The following is a 22652-nucleotide window of genomic DNA, read 5'->3' as shown; positions in this document are numbered from 1 at the left end:
TCATTGCTCGAATTTTATAGTAAAAGTGTAATAGAAAAAGAATTTAGATTTAATTTTAGGTGTTTATGAAGCGATCTATTCTAAGCCTGATGTATTTGGTGCAAGGCATGCGTAAGGCAGGCATAGACGTTGATCAAAAGCTGCAAAGCATAGGCTTGCGCATTGATGCCTTAGATCCAGCTTCGGTGATTCACCCAAGCTTGGAGTGGGACGTATTAAAAGTTATTGGTCAGGATGTAGAGCCAGAACTGGGTTTATGGATTGGTCAGCATTATACGCTGGCGGGTTATGGGCCTTTGCTGATGCTGTTGGTCACGTGTCAAAATATTCGGACTGTACTGGAGCAAGGCATCCGTTTTCAGCGCCTGACTCATTTAACTGGGCAGCTGGGTATGGCGCTGAGTGTGCATGAGGCTGCGCTGTGTTACCGTCCGCAAAATATGAATACACAGCTGGGCTTGATGCTGGCGCAGTCCGAAATTTCAGGGACCTATAAATTTATTCGTGATTTATACAAGATGATGGGACTTTCATCACCGTATATTAACGTTGAATTGCCGTTTGAACAGCCTGAAGATCTGCAGCAGCTGCAGGTTTATCATCAGTATTATGGTTCAAATGTGAAATTCGGTGCGCCATTGGCTTCATTTTGGTTTGAAGATTCTGTGCTGGATGTGAAAATTCCTTCTGCAGATTCTATTACCTTTAATTTGTATGAAGCAAAATGCATAGCTGAGCTAGAGCGCTTAAGCTCTGATGAAACGGTTCCATCGCTGATTCAGCGGGTACAGGATTATTTAGAGCTGCAAAGCGGCAGCATGCCAAGCATGGCGGAAACGGCGTCTGCGCTGAATGTGCCTGAACGTACGCTGCGTCATCAGCTGCTGCAGCTGAATACCAGTTATAAACAAATCCGCGAGGATATTATTAAGGATAAAGCGCTGCGGTTAATGGAATACAATGAGTATTCCATTGAAATTATTGCAGAGCTGCTGGGCTATTCGGAGCCAGCGGCGTTTAATCACGCATTTAAACGCTGGTTTGGACGCAGTCCGAGGCAATATATGAAATAGCCTAAGCAGTGTCATCCCAAAGTGTTATATATTCAGCTTCAATTTTCGCTATAATTTTATTAGCCCAAAGTAGTATTCAAAGTTATGTCAGACATTCAATCACAGCAAAGCATGGTTTTCTCCCCAATTTCACCTGCAGACCGTTATGCGCAAGTATTGGCATCGGGTCAATTTCTGCCAGATGAAGCACAGGCGCAAGCAGTGCATGAACTTGATCGTGTTTGGCAAGAGCTGCTGCAGCGTTTCAAAGCATCTAAAAAAGCATTCCGCCGTTTCCGCCGTCAAAGTTCACCGCAGGGTGTTTATATGTGGGGCGGTGTAGGCCGCGGTAAAACATGGCTGATGGATCAGTTCTATGAATCCATTCCATTTCGCCGTAAAACCCGTATGCATTTTCACCATTTTATGCAGTATGTGCACCGTGAGCTGAACAAGCTATCTGGACAGCGCAATCCATTAGATTTGGTGGCAGATCAAATTTATAAAGAAGCCGTGGTGATTTGTTTTGATGAGTTTTTTGTATCCAACGTTACGGATGCCATGATTCTGAGTGATTTGTTCCAAAAACTTTTCACTCGCGGCATTACATTGGTTGCAACCTCAAACATTGCGCCAGACGGTTTATATAAAAATGGTATTCATCGTGACCGTTTCTTGCCAACCATTGAAATGGTGAAGAAGAATTGCGTTGTTTTAAATGTGGATGCCGGCGTAGATTACCGCTTGCGTGTGCTGAAACAGGCGCAGCTGTTTAAGTCGCCGCTGACACATGAAAATAAACTTTGGATGGCAAAGCGTTTCAGCGCATTAACGCAAGGTCAGACACAGTCGCAAGAGCCGATTATTATTAACCAGCGCATTGTAGAAACTATTGGCCACACGGAAGATGTGCTTTGGTGTGAATATTCGGATCTTTGTTTAAAACCGCGCAGCCCGGCAGACTTCATTGAAATTGCCAATGTCTATAATACGGTATTGGTCAGCAATGTGCCGCATATGACCGATTATTTGTCAGAAGGTACGCGCCGTTTTATTTACTTGGTCGATGAATTTTATGACCGCGGTGTTAAATTAATTTTAACGTCTGAAGATTCGATTATTGATCTTTATCAAGGTGAGAAGCTCGCATTTGAAATTGAGCGTACGCGTTCTCGTTTGCTTGAAATGCAGTCAGATGATTACCTGCATTCTTCTCATAGACAGATTCAGGCCGATCAATCTAAAGAAGTCGTTGAGTAATTCTAGCAGTGTAAAAAAGCGCCGAATATCGGCGCTTTTTTTATGTATTTGAACTGCTGAATTCATCGACATTTATTGTTATTCATGGCTTAATCAAGAGCGTAAATTTAGCTTATTTTGAGGTTTTGCTTAATTTTAAAGCGAAAATCTGAACTTAAGTCTAATTTAGACATTTCAAAAACTTTATAAACTGTAAAAGAGCATTCAAGCTGGTGATGTTGCATTGCTGATCTACTTTTTGGGCAAGAAAATGAGGGTATTTACTTGCTAAAAAATGATCACTATTTAGTAATGTGATAGTGCTATTCAGCTAAGTATAAATAGGTATACTGGAATCTCTTGTTATAAAAAGTAGCAATATCAGGAAAGACAATGACTGCACGTATTCAAAAAGGCAAGTTAGCGATTGCTAAAGAACTTTACGATTTCATCGAAAATGAAGCACTTCCAGGTTCAGGTTTGGACAGTGAAACTTACTGGAAAAACTTCGAACAAGTCGTTGTCGATCTTAGCCCAAAGAACAAAGCACTATTGGCTAAGCGTGATGACATTCAAGCTAAAATTGATGAATGGCACCGCAACAACAAATTTGAACTCGAAGCTTACAAAGCTTTCCTAACTGAAATTGGCTACTTGGTACCAGAAGTAGAAGATTTCCAAATCAGCACAGAAAATGTAGATGAAGAAATCGCATTGCTTGCTGGCGCGCAGCTGGTTGTACCAGTGCGTAATGCACGTTACTGCTTGAACGCAGCGAACGCTCGCTGGGGTTCTTTATACGACGCGCTTTACGGCTTTGACGTGATCTCTGAAGAAGGCGGTGCGGAAAAAGGCAAGGGCTATAACCCAGTGCGCGGCGAAAAAGTAATTGCTTTCGCTAAAAACTTCTTAAATGAAATTTTCCCGCTTGCAGCCGGTTCGCACGCAGATGCAACTCAGTATGCTGTAGAAGCTAAAAAATTAGCTGTAACGTTAAAAGACGGCTCTAAAACAACTTTAGCGCATGAAGCTCAATTTGTAGGTTTCAATGGCGAAGAAGCTGCGCCAACAGAAATCGTTCTATTGAACAATGGTTTGCATGTCATTATTGAAGTAGATGCGACAAGCCCAATTGGTCAAGCAGACCCTGCTGGCGTAAAAGACCTTGTTCTTGAAGCTGCTGTAACAACAATTCAAGACTTGGAAGACTCGATCGCTGCAGTAGATGCTGAAGAGAAAGTTGAAGGCTACCGTAACTGGTTAGGCTTAATGAAAGGTACGCTTTCTGAGTCTATCGAGAAGAACGGCAAAACGATTACACGTACACTGAATAAAGACCGTACGCACAAGAACTTAATTGGCGGTGAAACGAAACTTCATGGCCGTTCACTAATGCTTCTTCGTAATGTTGGTCATTTAATGACAAACCCTGCAATCCTTGTAGATGGCGCTGAGATCTACGAAGGCATCATGGATGCATTGATCACGCCATTGCTTACTTTCGCAGACATCAAAGGCGAGAACGAAAACAAGAACTCGCGTAAAGGTTCTATGTACATCGTGAAGCCAAAAATGCATGGTCCAGAAGAAGTTGCATTTGCAGTTGAATTGTTTGAACGTTCAGAGCAAGCACTAGGCTTACCTGCGAAAACATTAAAAATCGGTATTATGGATGAAGAACGCCGTACATCTGTAAACTTGAAAAACTGTATCGCGCAAGCGAAAGACCGTACGATCTTCATTAATACAGGTTTCATGGACCGTACTGGCGATGAAATTCATACCTTTATGGAAGCAGGCCCATTCGTTCGTAAAGGCGAAGTGAAGTCTCAAATTTGGTTCCCAGCGTACGAAAACCGTAACGTGATGATTGGCCTTCAAGCTGGCCTTCGCGGTAAAGCGCAAATTGGTAAAGGCATGTGGCCAAAACCGGATATGCTGCTTGATATGTACAACACTAAGATTGAGCATCCAGAAGCTGGCGCAAGCTGTGCATGGGTTCCGTCTCCATCTGGCGCTGTAATTCACGCGATTCACTACCACCAATGCAACGTTTCTGCTCGTCAGCAAGAGCTTCTCAAAACTGAAGCGCTGTCTTTAGATGACTTGTTAACGCCGCCTTTAGCGACGGAGACTAACTGGACTGAAGAAGAGAAAATCAAAGAGCTTGAAAACAACCTTCAAGGGATCTTGGGTTATGTTGTGCGTTGGGTTGACCTAGGTGTAGGCTGTTCGAAAGTTCCAGACATCAACAACGTTGGTTTGATGGAAGACCGTGCAACATTGCGTATTTCTTCACAGCACGTAGCGAACTGGCTGCGTCACGGTATCGTAACTGCTGCTCAAGTTGAAGAAGTAATGAAGCGTATGGCGAAAATCGTCGACGAACAAAATGCGAATGATCCTGCTTATACAGCAATGGCGCCTGGTTTTGACGGTTTTGCTTACCAAGCTGCGTATGACCTCGTGTTTAAAGGTGCAGAGCAGCCTTCTGGTTATACAGAGCCGCTTCTTCATGCTTACCGTTTAAAGTTAAAAGGTTATACAGGTGACTAATCGTTAGCCTATTTGACTAAAAAAGCCTCTTCGGAGGCTTTTTTCATATATAAAAGTTTATCTAAAAGAAACGTTGAGCCGCTTAAAAATGTATTTCTGGAATGTGAATAGGCTTGTAGACGATATTCGTTTAAATAAAGTCTCTGAAACCCATTATAAAAATTATTACATCGCCAGCTCAATTTTAATTTTCTTTAGCTGCTGAGTCCTAAGCTTAATGCCTGAATCTAAGCCAGCCGAAGCATGGGCTTCCTTTATTTTACAAATCGGGCTATTGATTAGCTGGGTGAATGCCATCGTTAAAGCCAATGGCGGCGAACATGGCCGAGATTTTTTAAAACGCTTTATCGCATTGTATTTGCCGTAACTATTCAGAGTTTAGCCCTCTTTATGGCTATCGGCATTGTCATCGAAGTCCTGTTATCCATGTTGACTGTACACATGGATGAAGCTGCACTTGAGCATTTAACTACAATAAAAGATCTCAGTTTTGAAGTGCTTGTCAGCTGTTATATCTATTGGCGTATTTATAAAGCAATTCAGCAGATTAATCAGCCTGTTTAAATTTAGAAATTGTGCAAGAAATTATTTCTTAACGTTTCATTCTGTTTTTCTCATAGCTTTTCAATGCTGAAGCCTTTACATTGGAATGAATGATAAAAATGGAATGGGACGGATGTCAGCATATACCGCATTAGATTTGCAATACATTGGTGGACAGTGGAAGGCAGGGACATCGATACGCAAAATTAAGAACTTCAATCCCTATAGCCAAGACTTGATTTTTGAATTGCAGGCGGCCAGCTGTGCCGATATAGATAGTGCATATGATGCAGCAGAAGCTGCCTTTAAATCTGAAATCACGAAGTCAATAGATATTCGTAAGCAAGTCATCACGAACTTAAGTGCGGTCATTCAGCAGCGTAGAGAAGAAATCATTCAATGGCTGATTGATGAGTCGGGAAGCACACGTTTAAAAGCCAATATTGAAGTTGATGCATCTCTAGGCATTATCCAAGAATCACTAAGTTTTCCTGAAAAAATGCAAACTGTTCGGCTTGAGAGTAAAGACCTGAGCAGAAAAAGTTTTGTGCTGAGGAAACCATTGGGCGTGATTGCGGTGATTAGCCCTTGGAACTTCCCATTTCACTTGTCTATGCGTTCAGTGGTGACGGCTATTGCTTGCGGCAATAGTATCGTACTGAAACCTGCGAGTGATACGCCTGTAACAGGCGGTACATTGCTTGCTAAATTATTTGAGGAAGCAGGATTGCCGCAGGGTGTGCTGAATGTCGTTGCTGGCAGCGGCAGTGAAATCGGCGACTATTTTGTAGAGCATCCTGTGCCTAAGATGATTTCATTTACAGGTTCAACCGAAGTCGGTCAGCGGGTAGGTGTCAAAGCGCTAGGAAGCTCTAGAATTAAGCGTTTGGCGCTGGAGCTTGGCGGTAATGCGCCTTTGGTGATTTTAGATGATGCAGATTTAGATTTAGCCGTTGAGCTGACCGTGATGGGGCGTTTTTTGCATCAAGGACAAATCTGTATGAGTACTAATCGAGTGATTGTGGATGAATCCTTGCACGATGCTTATGTCGACAAATTGATTAAACGTGTGAAAAGTATTGTGGCTGGTGATCCGAATGATGCTGAAACCCTTATAGGTCCAATCATCAACAATGCGCAGGTCGATAAATTAAAAACCATTATTCAAAATGCCGTACAGCAAGATGCCATTTTAGCCTATGCAGGCGGTATCGAAGGTCAATTGGTTGCACCGCATATTTTCACGCATGTGGATGCACACGCTGATATTGCTTTAGAAGAGAGTTTTGGGCCAATTTTGCCGATATTAAAAGCGCGAGATGAAGCGCATGCACTTGAATTGGCAAATGCAACCCGCTTTGGTTTGTCCAGTGCCGTATGTACCTCAAACTTAGCGCGCGGCGGAGAATTTGCAGCCAAGCTGGATATTGGTATGACACATATCAATGGCATCAGTGTGGCGGATCATTCCAATGCGCCCTTTGGCGGCGAACGTAATTTAGGTTTAGGGCGTTTTAATGGTGAATGGATATTTGAGGAATTCACCCGCACCCATTGGCAGACTTTCCCTGCTTAAAATACACAAAGTGAAGTCTATTTTATTTTGTGAAATAGACTTCGCAGCAGGTTAGATTGAGCCCCATATCTTTTTAGCTTATTTCCATGAAATATCTGGAAGAATATAGTCCCAAAAACGGCTCCAGCGGGTTTTGTAATATAGAACAGAGCCAATACCCCTGCTTGAACAATTGTCTTGATAGTGCATTTGGTGATTCATCAACAGCATGGGTTTACGTTGATAGGCCGTCATATACAGCTTGACCTGAACTTTGTAATTGTACATTGAATGATGGGCGGAAATAGACTCGGTTTTCATGCTTTGGATATCATTAATATACACATCAAATTTCAGTCCATTTTTGTAATCCGTTGCCGCATGAATTTTTCGATCTTCAATTGGAATAAATTGATTATTATCCTTAAACTCTAAATATGCGCTATGTTTTTGTTTTCCTTGTTGATAATTAAACTGAATTGCTGAATTTGCAGTGGTGAAATAAGGCAGCGCGTCCTGAGGATTGATTTTAAACGTGCCTGTACAATCTGTCCTGACACGTCCTTCATCTGAGTTCACTGTAAACCAGCTAAATTTATGTTCTAATTCTGTCGTGTAGGCTTCATCTGCGCCAGGAAGAATCACGCCAAACTGATCTCGTTGCCTTTGCTGATTTTGCATTAAGCGATAACTATTTTGAGCACGTTTTGCAAAACGGATTTCAGGAAACATTTCTGGAGCTGTAATTTTAAAGTCAGAGACATTAATCGCCTCGCCATCTTTCGGTCTCATTGATCAGGTCTTGTTTAAATGGATATTCATTGAGATAGAGCGCTTCGATACTAAAAGGTAAAAATGAAACTGTATGTACAGAGACTTTTGCCGCATGTATGATTGGGTATAAGTTCATACTCAGAATTAAAACGATAAAGCGCCTTTGATTTAGATTTTTCATTTATTATAAAGATTGAATTTTTGTGGATTATGGCAAATATGTGTGCCAACTTCAAACCGATTACCTTGGCGCAATTAAAGTCTCAAAACTTGCCTGAAATCAGTTTTGAATACCCTGATGAGGTCTATCCAAATTATGATTTACCGCTGTTGTTTCAGTCTGAACAAGGGTTAGAGTGGCGAAAAGTGGGTTTTGGCATGGTGCCCAAATGGTCAGAAGATAAATCCATAGCGCTGAAAACCTATAATGCCCGCAATGAAACCTTGCTGCAAAAAGCCAGTTTTGTGAATGCAGTCAGCAAATGTAAATTTGGCGTTATACCTGTGTCTGAGTTTTATGAGTCTAAATATATAGACAATAAGCCGCAGCGCTGGGGTGTGAGGCGTAAGGATGGAAAACCCGCATATATCGCGGCGTTATATGAGATTTGCCAAAAGAGCGAAGAAATAATCCGTTCTGCAACCATGATTACGATGAATGCAAGTCATCATTGTTGATGTAAGTTATTGTATTTTAATTATAACTGTTATTTTTATCTACTTATTACTCACAATATTACTCACATTTGATTTTATTGCAAAAAAAAGGCCGCTAAATGCGACCTGTTTTTAATGCGTGCTTTATGCATTTAGTGTGTCCATGTTATCACCATCCGGATTTACAATACACTCTAAAACATAGCTATTCAGCCAGTAGTTTTTTCGCCCATCTTTTGATGGCGTTTTAATGCGACCATCTTTAATGCGTGAATACAACTCTTTTTCTGAAATATTCATGCGAAGCGCAAATTCACCAGTTGAGATTCGACGCTCAACATTTGTTAAATCAATTGCAGCTCCCATCAAGACACCTCCTTCAAACTTTTTCTTACTGCAGCTGGCAATTCATTTTCAGCCACTTTTTCACAAACCAATTTATAAAGAACTTGCACCAATTCTGCTGGCAGATATGCGGGTAAGCCAACATTTGAAATAACACGTGGGCCCAACTCTTCACGGAGCTCTTCTAGAAGTTCGATTTCTGCGGGAGATAGTTCAATCATGCATAAACTCCTGAACCATGACAGCAGTGATTACATCCCTCAAAATCATACGGATTATGCTGCCAGTTGATTTTTCCGCACTCAGGGCAATTAAAACGCGTCATAGGGCTTGGCTGTCTACGTCTTAATTTTTGAATTCGCTTGGGTATACGCAATCCTGCAGCTGTAATCATTTTTCTAGAATTGAAAAGTGAAGCTTTGAATGTGCGCCGAGCTTTTGCTTCTACCAAATCAAATGGCAAGGCAACAAAGCTAGATTGATTAATCTGAAGCGCTTCTGATTGGGTATATATATCCGCTTGTGATAAATCAGTTGTAACACCTTCACCACTCACCCAATACACATCATTACCGTCGTATACCCCCTTTTTATAAACAACATACGAACTAGCCCAGTCCGCATAAACCGATTCGCTTGGTAGGCCCTGATGATCTACTTTTTCTACAGATAATTTATCAACATGATCAGCTGAAACGGGGTGTTCGCCATCTCTCGCAAGCTCATATTCTCGCTGAGCCTCCGCCAGTGAATAAACGTGAGCAAGAGCAAGATTTGTTGTGTATCCCTGACCATTCACAGCATGAAAGACCATATTTGATCCCGTATTTCCGTGCGGTGAGCGAAGGTAGAATCTATTCTTCATTAGCCTTGCTCCTGTGCTTCGATTACTGCTAAAAGCTCATTTGCAGAACAAACAGCTTCATCATAATCATTGGGATTGAGTGCTTTATTCAGCGTATCCTTTGGCACCAAAACAAAACCTTCAGGCACAGCTTGGTTTTTGGCATCCCGCTTTGCACGCAACCACATAACCCATCCAGTATTTAAAATTTCATAAGCCAGTTTACGATCTTCATCTTCTGAAAATTCACTTTTAATTTCGTAATCACCAGTGTTTTCATTGAAATTGAAAAACGGTAGAAGATGAGAGTGAATAAACTCCGCTTCAAATAACGGACGCTCTTGCTTCCATTTGGCTTGTTTTTGCTGAATATCCATCACACTCTCCAATTTGCTTCTTTAAACTTCGCATCAATGATCAATTCTTCAATTTCACCAGCGCTAGTATTTTTAAAAATATGTGTCATTTTCACTCCGAACACAGTCAGTGTTCGGGTGATAGTTGAGTAATGGAAGCTCATGAAGACACCTCACTTGCTTGATTTTCAAGCTCAAAACGGCGGCGTTTCACATAACCCATGAGCTTTGGCTGAATTTCTGCATGGCGTGTAGATACATCAATCTCTAAAGCATCTAAGGCTGTCAGATCTGGTGCATTTTGAATCTGAACCATTAGTGATGGCGGCTCTTTAATTTCAGCTGCAGCTGGTGCGAGTTCTTGCAAGCGTTTATGAATTGCATCAAGCAAAGGTTTACGCTGCAGCTCTGTCCATGGCTTTGTGTATCGAGTGTGCGAATTAACTTCCGCAGGCGTGGCTGCATTTGCTACACCTTCGAGAAGTTCATTTAAAAGAGTTTGATATTCACTTTCGGCTTGTTCGGCTAACTTATTACCAGTAACTAACTTTTCCGCTTCTGCCTGCAGGCGTTGAGGCTCTTCAATGCTTAAGTTTTCAGATGGAGATTCAAGCTTTGGCGTATATTGCTTAGGATCCAGTTCAAGCAATTTATCTTCAGTTAACTTACACAGGTGCTGAGTGTGCTCACGATCCAAGTGGCCATTGGCCATGAATACGGGGCGTAGTGCTAAAACTGCATCATTGGATGTGCAAGCATTGATTTGGGCCGTAAATTTCTCAACGATCTTTACCGGATCTGTTTCGATTTCTTCACTCAAACTGTCTTCTACTGCAGTGACTGGACCTTGCTTGATAGTTTGAATATTCGACTGGCTTTCAAATGTCTTTTCTTTAACATCATTTGATGTTGAATTTTGGTCATCTTCCTCCCAAGGCAATAGGTCATTAGATGCTGAAGGAGCTTCTACAGATCCGCGACTTGCAGCAATTAATGCATTTGCATGCGTAATGGCATTTTCTTCATACAAATGAACAAGACCACGCGAGAGCAAGCTCAAGTCGATGTCCGAATTCTTCCACTTAAAGCCCTTGGCTTTTATTTCAGTGAGAATAGACGGCAGGAAACATTGAGTGCCTTTGGCTGGGCATTCTGAGATTGACTCCGGCACCCGCATTGAACCGATGGTCATGTAAACCACGGCAATACGAAACTCATATTCAGGATTCACAAAAATTGTTGCAGGGAAGTTGTCTAGCGAATCAAATTCAGCTGATTGCATATGACGCGCTTCAATTTTTTGACCTGCAGAAAGAGCCGAAAAGGCCTGCGTGTTAGAAAGAATAGGGTTCATTGTTATACTCTCCAATTAGCTATGCATGCTGTTTTGCTGCGGGTTTTGATTTTGCTGCGGTGGGGCATCCGACCAACCCATTTGATCTGCACGGGCACGGCAGGCTTGCTGAATCTGATTATTAAATTTGGTATTGCTAAAGGTATTAACGGCCTTATCCAATGTTTCAGGCCTTTTGGCATTACGAATGGATACCAAAGCATCTTGATAACGCTGCTCTAAAGGTTTTTGCTGAGGATTGTTGGCCTGCTGCTGTGCTGGCGGATTCTTGGGTGCAGATTGGCGCTGCTGGCCCTGATTTGACTGGTTGCGGTTAGCTTGCTGATTTACTTGGTTGTGATACTCATCAGAGTCATAGTCCTTGGTGTCATCAATTAAGAACATTCCGTTTAGGGCATACTTGCGGGCATATGAGCTGGATGTACCAAATGTCTGCGCAACGTCCATGCCTTTCTTATCAATTTCTACACCAGCATGCGCCGTAACTGTCGTTTCTTTGCCATCGGCATCGGTAAACACGACTTTTGCTGTGACAACCACAACAGGACCAACTTGCTGCACTTCGTCTGTAATAACTAAAGTTGAGTTGGTTGCCTGCAGCAAAGGCTTAACTGCTTCAAGAATGTCTTCGCAGCTGCGGTAGTGGTATTTACCAAAAGAGTTGTATTTGCTCTTTGGCGCTTTTAATTCGAGCTGAATTTGTTGTAATGCGTTCATGTTATTTCTCCCAGCTCATTTATTTAAAAGTTGTGCCAAAGGCGTCGGTGTTGTTCTTTTTAAGCTTGTACTGCTCGCATTCATGACGAGAGTGCCAACGATTGTTGTTGTGCTTACGCTTAGCTCGCTCTATAAGTCGCTGCGGATTGACTGCACTTTTAACCGCAGTTTGAAATGGCAATGATTCGACTATTTCGGCCGCGACAGGGATGAGCAGACCATCTTTGATCTGACGCATGCTTGACCAGTAGAAGACTGGGGCATTGCGTCCAAACACGTTGCGGTCTAGATTTTTAGTCAGATCCATACCCGCGGGTACGAGGTATTGAATGCCATTAATATCGATGACATAGCCGCGGCGATCTTTGCGGATGAAGCGGCCAGTTAGTTTTTGAAAGCCAAGTACTTCATTTACGTTGCGGCGAATCCAAGACTTTGCTGTCAGTGTGCTTTCATCCACTTGCGTCAGCTGGCCATCTGCAGAAAGCGTGTAAATCAGATTGTCTTTTACGCAGTAAACCGTGTTGCCCATACGGATGCGGTGGAAGCCAGCATCATCAATGCCTAAGTCTTCGCGGAAAGGTTTTGTGTATGCATTCATTAGATAGCCTCCAACATATTGTTTTGCAGCATGTGAGACACCAGCATGGCGTTGATGCTTAGATGGTCATTGAGGTCGGTAAAGTCGCGGATTGGATAGCCAGATGTATCCATGACTTTGTCTACAGATAGGTTTGTGATTTCGACATTGGTGAATTCACTGCCGGGTACGCCGTATGAGTCATCGATGCGTTCGAAGTCAAAGCTGACGTCTAGGGTAAAACCGTCTAAGCGGACAACTGCAGTGCCTGAATTGGCTGTGTTGAATTGCATTGCAGCTACAGCTGATAGTGCAGGAGCAGTTTGCTTTGCAGATTGAATGCTGAAGTCTGGGTTATATGCGAAGGCTAAAGCGCCAAACGCGATAGCTGAAGTAACAAGAGTTACTTTAAAGCTATTGATCGGGGTTAAGGTTTTGTTCATACTTATCTCGCAGTTTGCAAAGCACATCAGTAGGTAAGAGGATTGATGTGCTTTTTTGTTGTTTACAAGGTGTAATTTAGTATTTACTAAATAAATAGTCAATAGATTTGCTAAATAAAATTAGTAAGTAATTTAGTAAATGATAATATAGACAAAAGAAAACCCACCGTGGTGGTGGGTTGAATGGAGTTTGTATAAGTGGATGTTGATTTGCTTTATATTTCGTTATTGCTAAATATTTTCTTAATCTCATTAATTTTAATGCAAACCATAGGTAAATTACCTTTTATTAAAAAACGTAAACTCTCCAAAGCAAAAGTAAGATTAAATAATCACATTGCTGAAAGAAAAAACTAATCAGGGAAATTCGCAAGAAATCCAAACTACTAACCAACCAAAAGATCGTATATGGATTCCCTTGGTTTCGTTAAGGGTAAGTACCATTATTTTGCTAAATAAATAGATACAGCGACAGTTATGAAGGTGGGGATTATCCAGGCTTGATGCTTTTTAAGATATCCTAAAAGTGAGTGTGCAAAACGTGATGTCCAGTGCCTATCCAACCCAATGCCAAAAGCATCAGATCCACCATAGGTTACCCACTCACCATTCCACCATTTTTTTATTTTTTCAATCATTGCCGACCTATTTAAACCACCCGATCTGCTCTAAATGACTGCGTCGGGTTCGCAGTAAAAGGTAATTTTTTACGAATCTATTTAAAGGCTTATGTTTTCAATTAAACGGTAAGCACCCCGGTATTTACACTGAGATGGACGTAGATGTAGATATATTTCTTCTTGATGGCGGAAATGTGTTGCTTAAATTGGTTAGAAGGAGCCTAACCACGTTCCAATTAGAAGAATTGCTGCTGGCAGATTATCAACACACTCATCCAGTAGTTTGGTGGTCAGGTGTTTTATAGACTCAGCAGGAAGATCTTCGAGTGCATCAATCATTGATTTCTTATTCTCATGGGGTAAATCAGACTGATTAATTTTGGTTGCTAGGATTGCTTTAAGTGTTTGGGTTTCAAACTTAATCGTTATAACACTTAGGATTGCAGACAGTCCACCATCATCTGCAAGGAAATCAAGACCGTTTTGATTGATTGTTGGTAAATTAATTTGAGGTTTTTTTAATCCGCTCATGGATTTTGAATCCATGATGCTTCGACTTTCAATTAAATCATGTTGCATTAAATAATATAGATTGGATACGACCTTGTTGTAGTCATCAGTTCCAAACTTATATTCTTCACGAAAATTATAAAATTCAGGGTAAGTGGTGCTCATTTTTTGAAGCATTTCTAGCTGTAGCTGTCGATCTAAGATCATATTTTAATTCCAATATATTGAGTTCCCATTATTGTGGGTGCTAATAGTAGTAAATCACTTAATGCATTGAATGATGACAGTATTATTTTCGGAGCCTGTTATTTTACATTGCTTGTGCTCGATCTTATCATCTTTGATTTGCAGATATAGAGATAGCGCAGCTATAACAATTGCAAGGAATGTAGAAACTTGGGTTAAAATTAAATTAGGATTTTTTCGAAAAGCTCTCCATACATACAAATAAGGCGTTATAAGCAGCATTTCGGTAGCTTTTGCGGTCCAATGTCTATAAGGAGTTCTTTTAAACTCATACTCCTGGGTCACAAAGTTATACTCTGGATCTCCGTAATCGCCTCTATACCAAGTTTTTATAACGCTAATTATTTTTTTCATAATTGAAAACAATCCAAAGTAGATTTTTCCTTGGGTTTATGGTGGTGTATTACACAAAAAGCTGAATCCGCTTAAATTTTTTATTAGCCTCAATTTGGTTTCTATAAAATTTATCTTTATCTGCTGAATCAATAAATTCTTTGAATGTCTTAGCATCAAGAAGCCTATAAATAAACTTCTCACCAGTTTTGAGCGCCACGGTTAACAAAAGATGCTGATAGGACACATGGCTGATCTTGTGAGAATTTACTTCAATTTTTTGCATTAATTTTATTTGCCATTTCCTTGATTTGTTTGCTGGGTTGCACCCGAATACTTTTCCAAGAATTCATCTACCCAGCCTTGTGCTACATCGAGATTAGTTATGTCAGCAAGCTTTAAATTAGTGCCTTCAGCCTCGTTAAAGCCCTCAATAATAGTCTCAAAGATATTTACCTCACTGATAACTTCACGTGCCATTTCCGCAACATCATAGCTTTGCTTGGCTTTTTTAAGTGCGGCTACCTGCTTATCAATGCCATCACCGATTTTACCTAGCGCCAATTTAAACTCTTGGCGGTTAATTGATAGCGCAGTTTTAGATTTATTGAGTGTTGCTATCATTTTGTTTTCCTTTTGATTTATCCCTATGGCTTAACTAAAGCCAACTCTAGCCGTCCAACAAAATTAATCTCATTAAGCTGTTCATTGCTAATAAATTCATCTGGGTAGCGAACCTTGTCTGGGTTGTCACTTGCAAGCCTCACAGATCTACTACCAGCATAACTCACAAATATCCGCTTCATTCTCAGCTCATTGTTATGCGTAAAAACATAGACATTCCCATTCTTTAGTGAATCAGGATCTTTATCTGATACATCAACAAATAGTGGGCTGTCTGGCGCAACTGTAGGCCACATGCTGTATTCAGCAGAGTAAATAATTCTTAAGTTTTCAGGCTTGGTTTGAATGCCCATGATTTTTAAGATATATGGGTCTATATCTAAGTATTCGCTCACGTCTTCTAAAAAATTCTCAATTCCAGCACCACAAGATGCTTTTATATCTTTATAGACAGGGATGCGCACATTGGTTGGTTTTGTCTCACCAGATCGAAATTCAATGGGGGATATATGGATGCCACCGCTATGCCCGGGACCTTTCACACCTTCGCTACCTGAATCCTCATCAAGCAACCCTGTAGGCCAATCCACCTTCTTCTCAAGGTTTCTTGCTGCACGTTCGCCAAAACTTCCATGCCCATTAATGAGCTGGGAGATGTGACTAGCGTTTAAATCATAGTGTTCACAAAAAGCAACGTCCGACTTAAATCCCAATTTTTTATTGGCAGCATCAATGGCTGTGCGCAAATTTATGCGTCTTAAGGCAGTTTTATCCATATTTAGTATTTCACATAGTTTTTAGTAAAAAGTAAATTCGTAAAAGCTAAAGATTTATTGACATGTTTAGTAATTAAAATTAGTATTTACTAAATATATTCAACAAGGAGATATGAGATGTCTTCCTCTAGTGCCGAGCAACTTAAAAGCTACCTTTTAAGCCTTACGCCAGAAGGGCGTAAAACCTTTGCAAAAGAGTGCTTAACAACCGTTGGCAATCTTCAGCAAATCATCTACGTGAACAAAAAATGTGGTGCACCTTTAGCTATTCGAATTGATAAAGCAAGCAAAGGTAAAGTTTCTTGCGACTCATTATGTCCTGAGGCTGATTTTGATTATTTGAGAAATCAATCCATCCCGGTTTAACCAATTATCACTCGGTCAATGTTTTAAATAAACGTGAAATTAATCATAGGGTTCACATGGATATATCAAAAGAAACCAAATCTGCTCTGTTTCAAATGATCCACAAAAGTAAAGGCATTACACCAAAAGAAATTGCTGATGCTGCAGATGTGTCACATAACACGATTTTAAATTATGCAAATCCCAATATGGAGAGCCATTTGCCAAGTCTAAAGACATTTGAGGCAATGCTTATCTATACCCAAAACCCAGCAGTTATTAAGTCTTGGGCGCACAAATTAGGGTTGGCCCTTATGCCTATCACTGGATCGGGTGAGAGTGAGCGCCAGTTAAGTGTTCTTGAGTCGCTTCTTGGCATGAATGTGGGAAATGGCGCAGCAAACAAGCAAGTCCTGAATGCGCTGGAGGATGGTGTTGTAACGCCAGCAGAAATGGATGAGACGGACAGAATTCTGGAAGGAATGGAGCAAAAAATTCAGTCATTGCGTAAGGCCATGAAAGGCGAGTGCGCAAAATATTTATCAGCATTACAAATAGAAAAAGCCTGATGGTTCAGATCAGGCTTTTAAACATTCATTAAATTTTTATAGGCAATTCGATGAACAAATCAAATTTAACACAACAGCCAAGCAATGACAAATCCGACTTTTTAGCTGGTGATGTTGTTGTTTTCACGGATCCAAAAAAGCCAGACCACCTGATGACTGTTCATAAAGTGCAAGGAGATGGCGTGCTACTAAATGGCAATAGAAGCTTTGCATTGGCACATTTGATTCGCGCGGCAACGGTGGCTGAGGTATTGGCCAAACGCAGGCTTACTGCAGCTGAACAAGCGCTTGCGGAGGTCCCATGATCACCAATAAAGCCATTCAGCAAAAGCCTGCACACAAGCAGGTGCAGTGGACGCAGTCATGGTATGAGCCTGCGCTACGGTCATTAGAAGTATTTCTGGAAGTCAGAAAAGCCAATCTGCGCAAGATAAACCGCGATGAGAAAAACGCAGCTATCACTCGAAACGAGTTCATAGAGGCATTGGTCAATGAGCATCGAATTTCCGTGTATCAAGCTGCTGAAATTGTAGCGAGTTTACGTAGAGCTAATAGAATTTTAATGCATGGCAGTTTTATTTACGAAATGCCTAAAGGGGATGCTGTATGAGGTTATTTAGCACTGGCCATGAGGTTGTGGATCAGGTCGGCAGCGTCCATTTAGAAGGGAATATATTACCTACAAATTGGTTTAATACGCTCCGTCTTGATAATGGAAAACCAGATGTAAATGCCATTATTTTGCTTTCAGAAATCGTGTACTGGCATCGCCCAACAGTCGTTCGTGATGAAGATTCTGGTCAAATTGTGCGCGTAAAAAAGAAGTTCAAGTCAGATCTTTTACAGCGTTCTTATCAGAGTTTTTCGGATCAATTTGGCTTCTCAAAACAGCAAGTCAAGGAAGCTTTTGATCGTTTGGAGAGTTTTGGCGTCATCAAGCGACAATTTCGCACAATCGAAGCTAACAATCAGAAATACAACAATGTTTTGTTTATCGAACTCATTACCCCTGTGCTTTTTGAAATGACCACCCTATCACTTTCAAAATGGGGAGGGTCTACCTTTCAAAATGGGGAGGCTCCCCATTTCAAAAGGGGGACAAATACAGAGATTACTACAGATATAAACACACACAAGAACGCGCAAGCGGAAAACCAAAATTCATGTGAGGCATGGACACCAAATCTTGAACAACTGGCAACAGCTCTGAAAGCCACGAAGCACTCACAACGAGTTTCTGAAATTCTAGGCATGGCAGATTTTGAATTTCATCTGGGGAACTTCAACGCTCACCATGAAAACAATCATCAGCTCTCTGATAACCAAAAACTGCGTAAATTCGCACAGTGGATTTTTCAGGAATTTGAAAAACAATTGGCCAATGCGGAACGCGAAGCAAAAAAATCAAAACCCCGCACCTCTGAAAAACCATCTCGAAATGTGAATGATGCATGGGATTCAATCCCACAACCGACAGGCGCACCAACACAGGTACACATACCGGAGGATTTCGAATGAACGCGATGATCTCAATGAGCTTTCCTCAGGTGCAAGCATTCTGCGCTGAGCACAATGTTCGCATGGTACAAGCTGGCCCAAATCAGATTTGCCCTGAGTGCGCTAAGAACAACGTGAATCAAAACAACCGTGAGCACCAGAAGCGTGTAGATCAGATGGTACGTGAACTGCATTTTGGCGGGGCGATGATTCCAGTGCGTCACAAGGATTCAGGTTTTAGAAATTACCAAGCTACACATGAAGGCCAATCCAAAGCGCTGGCCAACTGTGTGAATTTTGCTAAATCAATGATCGTTGGCCACAAACGCAATCTGATCATGACTGGCAAAACAGGTACGGGAAAAACACACCTTAGCTGTGCTACAGCGCGTACTTTGCTGAACAAGGGAATTCAAGTTCGTTACATCACGTCTGAAGACATGGCCAGTGAGATTGCAAATGCCTGGAAGAAACCTGATGACAGCGAGAGTAGCGCCGTATACCGCTTTACAGATTACGACTTACTCATTTTGGATGAATATGGGCTGCATGACCGTCACGAGAACCGCCTACAGCTAGTACACAAGGTTTTGTATTCACGTTATGACGCAGGTAAGGCAACCATGATTGTTTCGAATTTGACCTTGGCAGAACTGCAGAAGGATTTAGGCGATCGTCTCTGGTCACGCTTTCAACATGATGGTTTAACGGTGGTTGAGTGCAATTGGGCGGATCAACGTGTGGGAGGTGGGGTGTGAAAGATCAGCATGACAACCTTACGATCGATTGGCTTGAACAAAATAAAAATACAGGTGATTTAAATGAGTTGGCTCTTTTCGCAGGCGCTGGTGGTGGAATACTCGGATCGCATCTCTTGGGATGGAACACAGTCTGCGCAGTTGAACGTGATGCCTACGCAGCACAAGTTTTGGCGCAACGACAAAATGATGGAATTCTCCCGCCTTTCCCAATTTGGTCTGACGTATGCAGTTTTAACGGAAAGCCATGGCGAGGAATTGTTGATGTCATTTCTGGCGGGTTTCCATGTCAAGACATCAGTATCGCAGGAAAGGGACAAGGACTTGATGGAGCAAGATCTGGATTGTGGTCAGAGTTTGCCCGGATCATTCGCGAAGTGGAGCCAACATACGCATTCATTGAAAACAGCCCAATGCTCATTACTAGAGGACTCGATAGAATCCTCTGTGATCTTGCCAAAATGGGGTTTGATGCAGAATGGGGAATTATTTCATGTGCAAATACCGGTGGAGCTCATAAACGAGAACGCACCTGGATTGTCGCTACCAACACCAGGCGCAAGCGAGGGAAAAGGCTCAAGCAAAAACAGATACAGAGGTTCTCCGGGTTACCGTGGGGCAAAGACATCAGAAGCATTGAGGACTTGCGAAGAAGACCCGATTTACCTCAACCCCTTGTTCGCAGAATTAATCATGATGTGGCCTTTGGGATGGACAGACTTAAAGCCATTGGAAATGGACAAGTTCCAGTCGTGGCTAAAAGCGCATTTGAATATTTAGGCGGTGCAGCATGAATGAACGTCAAGTCAATTACGCCAAGGCCGCAGTATTAAACCGCGGCATAGATACGCTGCTGGCAATTAAGCATACACCAGTAGCGACAACAACTGAAATTCAAAAGCAAGTCATGCCAGATCTATCACGCCGCGCAGTACAGCGATATTTGAAAACTCTTGCTGATATGGGATTGATTTATATCGTCGGCAGCGGTGATCGTGAATATCGGTATTACTTGAGCGGGAAAGCAAAACAGCTGTTTGGGGTGAAGTGGTGACCAGCTACTCAATTGCTGAATACAAGAAAATGATTGGTACTACGAAATCTAAGCGAAGCCCAAAAAGATTGAGTGTTAAGGCTGGGCAAGTATCGAATGAATTTGAAGCGAAACTTGCAATGGAACTGCAGATTTTAAAAGTTGAATTTGAGCGTGAATTTAAGTTTCACCCAGAGCGGAAATGGAGAGCTGATTTTCATCTAAAAGGAAAGATGATCTTAGTTGAGGTTGAGGGTGGTATTTGGAGTGGCGGTAGGCATACAAGGGGCAAAGGTTATATCGGGGATATGGAGAAATATAACGCGGCAACCATGCTGGGTTATCAGGTAATTCGGTTTAGTACCGAGCAAGTGAAAAGTGGTAAAGCGATTAAAGAAATTATGGTTTTGTTGGATTTATAGGAAGGCGATTATGTTGGTTGAAAAGTTTGATTTTTTGGAGTTTCTTCGCCTTGCTATTGCTCAAGGTGATAGTGGTAAGAAGATTTCTAAAAGTATTGTCCTTGGCGAGATTGCATTACTACATAAACATGCTCGCATGTGGGCTGAGTTGTTAATTGAGAAAGTTGGTTTTGAGCGCATAGCTTTGATTACGCCGGCTGAAAAAATATACGAAACTAGAATTATCAATGGTGTAAGTTCGCGAAAGCGAATTGATGATATTCCAGGCAAGGTCGAAATCAGGCAAGGTAGTGTTCAATCTGCAAACTTTTTCCGTGTGCGAAATCAATTGGCTGTGAAAATACACAAGGAAATGGTTAAAAATAATTTTAAACCAAATAATGCACAAGGTGATTTATCCAATATTGCAAAGGGGGTTGCTGAAGTTGTACTGCGTGGACGTGTAACAGTTAAAGCAATGTGTAGTGCCTGCCAAGGATTGGGTAAGTTAGAGCTATTTAATGACAAGGGTTATCCGTGCGGTATTAAACCTTGCCAAAAATGTGAAGGGACTGGAAAACGCTCATATACACTTCATGAGAAAATTACTATTGCAAAATTAAAGGTATCAAAATCTGGATACTCTGAACGATATGCAAAATACGAACTTTTAGGGGAGTCGATCGTGGCCCAATGGGAAAATGAAATTAGGGATAGGTTGTGCCGCGCTTTTCACTTTGAATTCGAAGGAGACGAAGCGGCTATAGCTTGACACAAACAGAACACTTGAGTATAAGTATTTATATAATGGGCGTTTTTGTATTGGTCGCCCTGCAAAGAATTTAAAAGCTCGCCAAATGGTGGGCTTTTTCATAATTTAAAGTTTATATACCCGCAGCCCATATCTTGCGGGTATTTTTTTATATCAAATCCTATTCTCAGTTTGAGTGTGGGATTTTTTATTGTCTCATTGTTTCATTGTTTTGTTGAGTGTATTTGCAATTTCCGCTTGAAATTTGACTTAAGTCACATTATTGAATTAATATACGAGCGTTATTTAATAAAAACAAATAACAACAATCCTTAATCAGCGCAAAAAATTAAGGGGAAGTCTCACAGCAATGTGGGGCTTTTTTAATTTATGGCAGCTGCTGGGCGTTTTGCGATACAGCCCCTTTAAGCACTGGTGTTTTTTTTGCCTGTGATGCGTCACTGACACTTTAGCTTCATACTTGTGGGTGATAATTATAATTTTCAATTTTGGATTGAGTTTTATGTCATTCCCAACAGTTAAAAAACTAGATGATATTCTGAAAGATCTTTCAAATGAGAGTGAAAAGCCTGAAAAGATATTGATAGGCTTTAAGGCTTATGGTGAGCTAATGAATGATCGGGATTTTTTCAAAGAAGTTGCAGGGTCAGCAATGGATCCCAATAAGAGAAAGTATAAAAATATTAAAATTAAGGTCACTCAAGACGACTATCAGCTTGAAGTTAAATATTAGGAATGTTTTTTGTTTTCTGTCAATTATTCTCACTATAGGGCTTTAGTTTGTCACATTATGCTAATGTAAATTAGTGTAATGTATGGAAAATAATCAACTGAAACTAGCTGTAGTTTCAGCACCTTATCGGGTGTCCTTAGTTTCAGCCCATACAACCTTTCCCCGTATGGGCTTTTTTTTAAAGGGGGAAAATATGTTTCAGATTATAAAATGTCTTTTAGGTTTTCATGGCGTGACCGAAATTCATCATTGTGCAGATGGCCATCTTGAAATTTGTCGAGACTGCTTAAAGGTGAAAAAAGTTAAATAGTTGCTATGGGTATTACAGTATTTCTGATATTTATGTTGTTTTGTTTTTTATTAATATTTTTGAAACATTGGATGTGTATAGTCGGTGTCAATAAATAAATATTAGCAATA

General features: G+C 41.1%; 35 protein-coding genes and 1 pseudogene. 20 read left to right on the top strand and 16 right to left on the bottom strand.

Annotated elements, in window-relative coordinates; all coding sequences use genetic code 11:
* Positions 1-65: 65 nt before the first annotated feature.
* The 6 genes from D7V32_RS04340 (at position 66) to D7V32_RS04325 (ending at position 6966) form a co-directional block, all read left to right on the top strand.
* On the top strand, positions 66-1073 hold the full coding sequence (locus tag D7V32_RS04340) for an AraC family transcriptional regulator (RefSeq protein WP_120401689.1): 1008 nt from the start codon (positions 66-68) through the stop codon (positions 1071-1073).
* Between the two features lie 84 nt (positions 1074-1157).
* The gene (gene zapE, locus D7V32_RS04335; protein WP_120401688.1) at positions 1158-2312 is read left to right on the top strand and encodes a cell division protein ZapE; all 1155 of its coding nucleotides are present in this window, start codon (positions 1158-1160) and stop codon (positions 2310-2312) included.
* 372 nt (positions 2313-2684) lie between these two features.
* Positions 2685-4847 carry a malate synthase G gene (locus D7V32_RS04330; protein WP_120401687.1) on the top strand — a complete coding sequence of 721 codons (2163 nt, stop codon included), beginning with the start codon at positions 2685-2687 and terminating at the stop codon, positions 4845-4847.
* 217 nt (positions 4848-5064) lie between these two features.
* Positions 5065-5214, top strand: a complete 150-nt coding sequence (locus D7V32_RS17220) for a hypothetical protein (protein WP_171407576.1) — start codon at positions 5065-5067, stop codon at positions 5212-5214.
* A 23-nt stretch (positions 5215-5237) separates the two neighbouring features.
* Positions 5238-5411, top strand: a complete 174-nt coding sequence (locus D7V32_RS17215) for a hypothetical protein (protein ID WP_171407575.1) — start codon at positions 5238-5240, stop codon at positions 5409-5411.
* 112 nt (positions 5412-5523) lie between these two features.
* Positions 5524-6966 carry an aldehyde dehydrogenase family protein gene (locus D7V32_RS04325; RefSeq protein WP_120401686.1) on the top strand — a complete coding sequence of 481 codons (1443 nt, stop codon included), beginning with the start codon at positions 5524-5526 and terminating at the stop codon, positions 6964-6966.
* Between the two features lie 78 nt (positions 6967-7044).
* On the opposite strand, the gene D7V32_RS04320 is transcribed toward D7V32_RS04325, so the two are convergent.
* Positions 7045-7737 carry a hypothetical protein gene (locus D7V32_RS04320; RefSeq protein WP_120401685.1) on the bottom strand — a complete coding sequence of 231 codons (693 nt, stop codon included), beginning with the start codon at positions 7735-7737 and terminating at the stop codon, positions 7045-7047.
* A gap of 201 nt (positions 7738-7938) precedes the next feature.
* Between D7V32_RS04320 and D7V32_RS04315 the strand changes: the two are divergent.
* A pseudogene (locus D7V32_RS04315) lies at positions 7939-8391 on the top strand (SOS response-associated peptidase family protein); the annotation flags it as partial.
* Between the two features lie 129 nt (positions 8392-8520).
* Here D7V32_RS04315 and D7V32_RS04310 read toward each other — a convergent pair.
* Genes D7V32_RS04310 through D7V32_RS04275 form a run of 9 tightly spaced genes read right to left on the bottom strand, consistent with a single transcriptional unit; the run spans position 8521 to position 13015 of the window.
* Positions 8521-8742, bottom strand: coding sequence for a hypothetical protein (locus D7V32_RS04310; protein ID WP_120401684.1), 222 nt, complete (start codon positions 8740-8742; stop codon positions 8521-8523).
* A complete protein-coding gene (locus D7V32_RS04305; RefSeq protein WP_120401683.1) occupies positions 8742-8942 on the bottom strand; it encodes a hypothetical protein in 201 nt (66 codons plus the stop codon). Before D7V32_RS04305 ends, D7V32_RS04310 begins: the two co-directional genes overlap by 1 nt.
* Complete coding sequence (locus tag D7V32_RS04300) at positions 8939-9586, bottom strand: hypothetical protein (RefSeq protein WP_120401682.1); 648 nt, start codon at positions 9584-9586, stop codon at positions 8939-8941. The genes D7V32_RS04305 and D7V32_RS04300 overlap by 4 nt, the downstream gene beginning before the upstream one ends.
* Positions 9586-9942: a hypothetical protein gene (locus D7V32_RS04295; RefSeq protein ID WP_228200169.1), complete on the bottom strand. Its 357-nt coding sequence runs from the start codon at positions 9940-9942 to the stop codon at positions 9586-9588. The genes D7V32_RS04300 and D7V32_RS04295 overlap by 1 nt, the downstream gene beginning before the upstream one ends.
* Positions 9942-10085: a hypothetical protein gene (locus tag D7V32_RS17210; RefSeq protein ID WP_171407574.1), complete on the bottom strand. Its 144-nt coding sequence runs from the start codon at positions 10083-10085 to the stop codon at positions 9942-9944. The genes D7V32_RS04295 and D7V32_RS17210 overlap by 1 nt, the downstream gene beginning before the upstream one ends.
* On the bottom strand, positions 10082-11275 hold the full coding sequence (locus D7V32_RS04290) for a hypothetical protein (RefSeq protein ID WP_120401681.1): 1194 nt from the start codon (positions 11273-11275) through the stop codon (positions 10082-10084). Before D7V32_RS04290 ends, D7V32_RS17210 begins: the two co-directional genes overlap by 4 nt.
* A 15-nt stretch (positions 11276-11290) precedes the next feature.
* Positions 11291-11992: an ERF family protein gene (locus tag D7V32_RS04285; RefSeq protein ID WP_120401680.1), complete on the bottom strand. Its 702-nt coding sequence runs from the start codon at positions 11990-11992 to the stop codon at positions 11291-11293.
* A 19-nt stretch (positions 11993-12011) separates the two neighbouring features.
* Complete coding sequence (locus D7V32_RS04280) at positions 12012-12593, bottom strand: hypothetical protein (protein ID WP_120401679.1); 582 nt, start codon at positions 12591-12593, stop codon at positions 12012-12014.
* A complete protein-coding gene (locus D7V32_RS04275) occupies positions 12593-13015 on the bottom strand; it encodes a hypothetical protein (protein ID WP_120401678.1) in 423 nt (140 codons plus the stop codon). Before D7V32_RS04275 ends, D7V32_RS04280 begins: the two co-directional genes overlap by 1 nt.
* A 198-nt stretch (positions 13016-13213) precedes the next feature.
* On the opposite strand from D7V32_RS04275, the gene D7V32_RS17205 reads away from it, so the two are divergent.
* Positions 13214-13372 (top strand): hypothetical protein, encoded by a 159-nt coding sequence (locus tag D7V32_RS17205; RefSeq protein ID WP_171407573.1) that lies wholly within the window; start codon positions 13214-13216, stop codon positions 13370-13372.
* 86 nt (positions 13373-13458) lie between these two features.
* Here D7V32_RS17205 and D7V32_RS04270 read toward each other — a convergent pair whose 3' ends face one another.
* The 6 genes from D7V32_RS04270 to D7V32_RS04245 all read right to left on the bottom strand — a co-directional run bounded on the left by D7V32_RS04270 (position 13459) and on the right by D7V32_RS04245 (position 16124).
* Complete coding sequence (locus D7V32_RS04270) at positions 13459-13653, bottom strand: hypothetical protein (RefSeq protein WP_120401677.1); 195 nt, start codon at positions 13651-13653, stop codon at positions 13459-13461.
* 192 nt (positions 13654-13845) lie between these two features.
* Positions 13846-14352, bottom strand: a complete 507-nt coding sequence (locus tag D7V32_RS04265) for a hypothetical protein (protein WP_120401676.1) — start codon at positions 14350-14352, stop codon at positions 13846-13848.
* A gap of 54 nt (positions 14353-14406) precedes the next feature.
* Positions 14407-14745, bottom strand: a complete 339-nt coding sequence (locus D7V32_RS04260; protein ID WP_120401675.1) for a hypothetical protein — start codon at positions 14743-14745, stop codon at positions 14407-14409.
* A 49-nt stretch (positions 14746-14794) separates the two neighbouring features.
* A complete protein-coding gene (locus D7V32_RS04255; RefSeq protein ID WP_120401674.1) occupies positions 14795-15010 on the bottom strand; it encodes a hypothetical protein in 216 nt (71 codons plus the stop codon).
* Positions 15011-15015: 5 nt separating this feature from the next.
* Positions 15016-15348 (bottom strand): hypothetical protein, encoded by a 333-nt coding sequence (locus D7V32_RS04250; protein ID WP_120401673.1) that lies wholly within the window; start codon positions 15346-15348, stop codon positions 15016-15018.
* Between the two features lie 23 nt (positions 15349-15371).
* Positions 15372-16124 (bottom strand): S24 family peptidase, encoded by a 753-nt coding sequence (locus D7V32_RS04245; protein ID WP_120401672.1) that lies wholly within the window; start codon positions 16122-16124, stop codon positions 15372-15374.
* Between the two features lie 117 nt (positions 16125-16241).
* On the opposite strand from D7V32_RS04245, the gene D7V32_RS04240 reads away from it, so the two are divergent.
* The 12 genes from D7V32_RS04240 to D7V32_RS04185 all read left to right on the top strand — a co-directional run bounded on the left by D7V32_RS04240 (position 16242) and on the right by D7V32_RS04185 (position 22542).
* Positions 16242-16490, top strand: coding sequence for a hypothetical protein (locus D7V32_RS04240; RefSeq protein ID WP_120401671.1), 249 nt, complete (start codon positions 16242-16244; stop codon positions 16488-16490).
* A 56-nt stretch (positions 16491-16546) separates the two neighbouring features.
* Positions 16547-17038 carry a phage regulatory CII family protein gene (locus tag D7V32_RS04235; RefSeq protein ID WP_120401670.1) on the top strand — a complete coding sequence of 164 codons (492 nt, stop codon included), beginning with the start codon at positions 16547-16549 and terminating at the stop codon, positions 17036-17038.
* A 50-nt stretch (positions 17039-17088) separates the two neighbouring features.
* Positions 17089-17343, top strand: a complete 255-nt coding sequence (locus tag D7V32_RS04230; protein WP_120401669.1) for a hypothetical protein — start codon at positions 17089-17091, stop codon at positions 17341-17343.
* Complete coding sequence (locus D7V32_RS04225) at positions 17340-17648, top strand: hypothetical protein (RefSeq protein ID WP_120401668.1); 309 nt, start codon at positions 17340-17342, stop codon at positions 17646-17648. The genes D7V32_RS04230 and D7V32_RS04225 overlap by 4 nt, the downstream gene beginning before the upstream one ends.
* Entirely contained in the window at positions 17645-18556 is a 912-nt protein-coding gene (locus tag D7V32_RS04220) for a hypothetical protein (protein ID WP_120401667.1), read from the top strand. Before D7V32_RS04225 ends, D7V32_RS04220 begins: the two co-directional genes overlap by 4 nt.
* Entirely contained in the window at positions 18553-19293 is a 741-nt protein-coding gene (locus D7V32_RS04215; RefSeq protein WP_120401666.1) for an ATP-binding protein, read from the top strand. The genes D7V32_RS04220 and D7V32_RS04215 overlap by 4 nt, the downstream gene beginning before the upstream one ends.
* A gap of 23 nt (positions 19294-19316) precedes the next feature.
* Positions 19317-20087, top strand: coding sequence for a DNA cytosine methyltransferase (locus tag D7V32_RS04210; protein WP_213072539.1), 771 nt, complete (start codon positions 19317-19319; stop codon positions 20085-20087).
* Positions 20084-20347 carry a helix-turn-helix domain-containing protein gene (locus D7V32_RS04205; protein ID WP_120401664.1) on the top strand — a complete coding sequence of 88 codons (264 nt, stop codon included), beginning with the start codon at positions 20084-20086 and terminating at the stop codon, positions 20345-20347. Before D7V32_RS04210 ends, D7V32_RS04205 begins: the two co-directional genes overlap by 4 nt.
* Positions 20344-20748 carry a PDDEXK family nuclease gene (locus tag D7V32_RS04200; protein WP_120401663.1) on the top strand — a complete coding sequence of 135 codons (405 nt, stop codon included), beginning with the start codon at positions 20344-20346 and terminating at the stop codon, positions 20746-20748. Before D7V32_RS04205 ends, D7V32_RS04200 begins: the two co-directional genes overlap by 4 nt.
* A gap of 10 nt (positions 20749-20758) precedes the next feature.
* Complete coding sequence (locus tag D7V32_RS04195; RefSeq protein WP_120401662.1) at positions 20759-21499, top strand: hypothetical protein; 741 nt, start codon at positions 20759-20761, stop codon at positions 21497-21499.
* Positions 21500-22001: 502 nt separating this feature from the next.
* Positions 22002-22232 carry a hypothetical protein gene (locus D7V32_RS04190; RefSeq protein ID WP_120401661.1) on the top strand — a complete coding sequence of 77 codons (231 nt, stop codon included), beginning with the start codon at positions 22002-22004 and terminating at the stop codon, positions 22230-22232.
* A gap of 82 nt (positions 22233-22314) precedes the next feature.
* Positions 22315-22542, top strand: coding sequence for a hypothetical protein (locus tag D7V32_RS04185; protein WP_120401660.1), 228 nt, complete (start codon positions 22315-22317; stop codon positions 22540-22542).
* Positions 22543-22652: the final 110 nt, after the last annotated feature.

Origin of the sequence: Acinetobacter tianfuensis (assembly GCF_003611465.1) — a bacterium.
Classification (GTDB): domain Bacteria; phylum Pseudomonadota; class Gammaproteobacteria; order Pseudomonadales; family Moraxellaceae; genus Acinetobacter; species Acinetobacter tianfuensis.
Note: the sequence above shows the minus strand (reverse complement) of the source record. Positions and strands in the feature narration are given on the sequence as shown.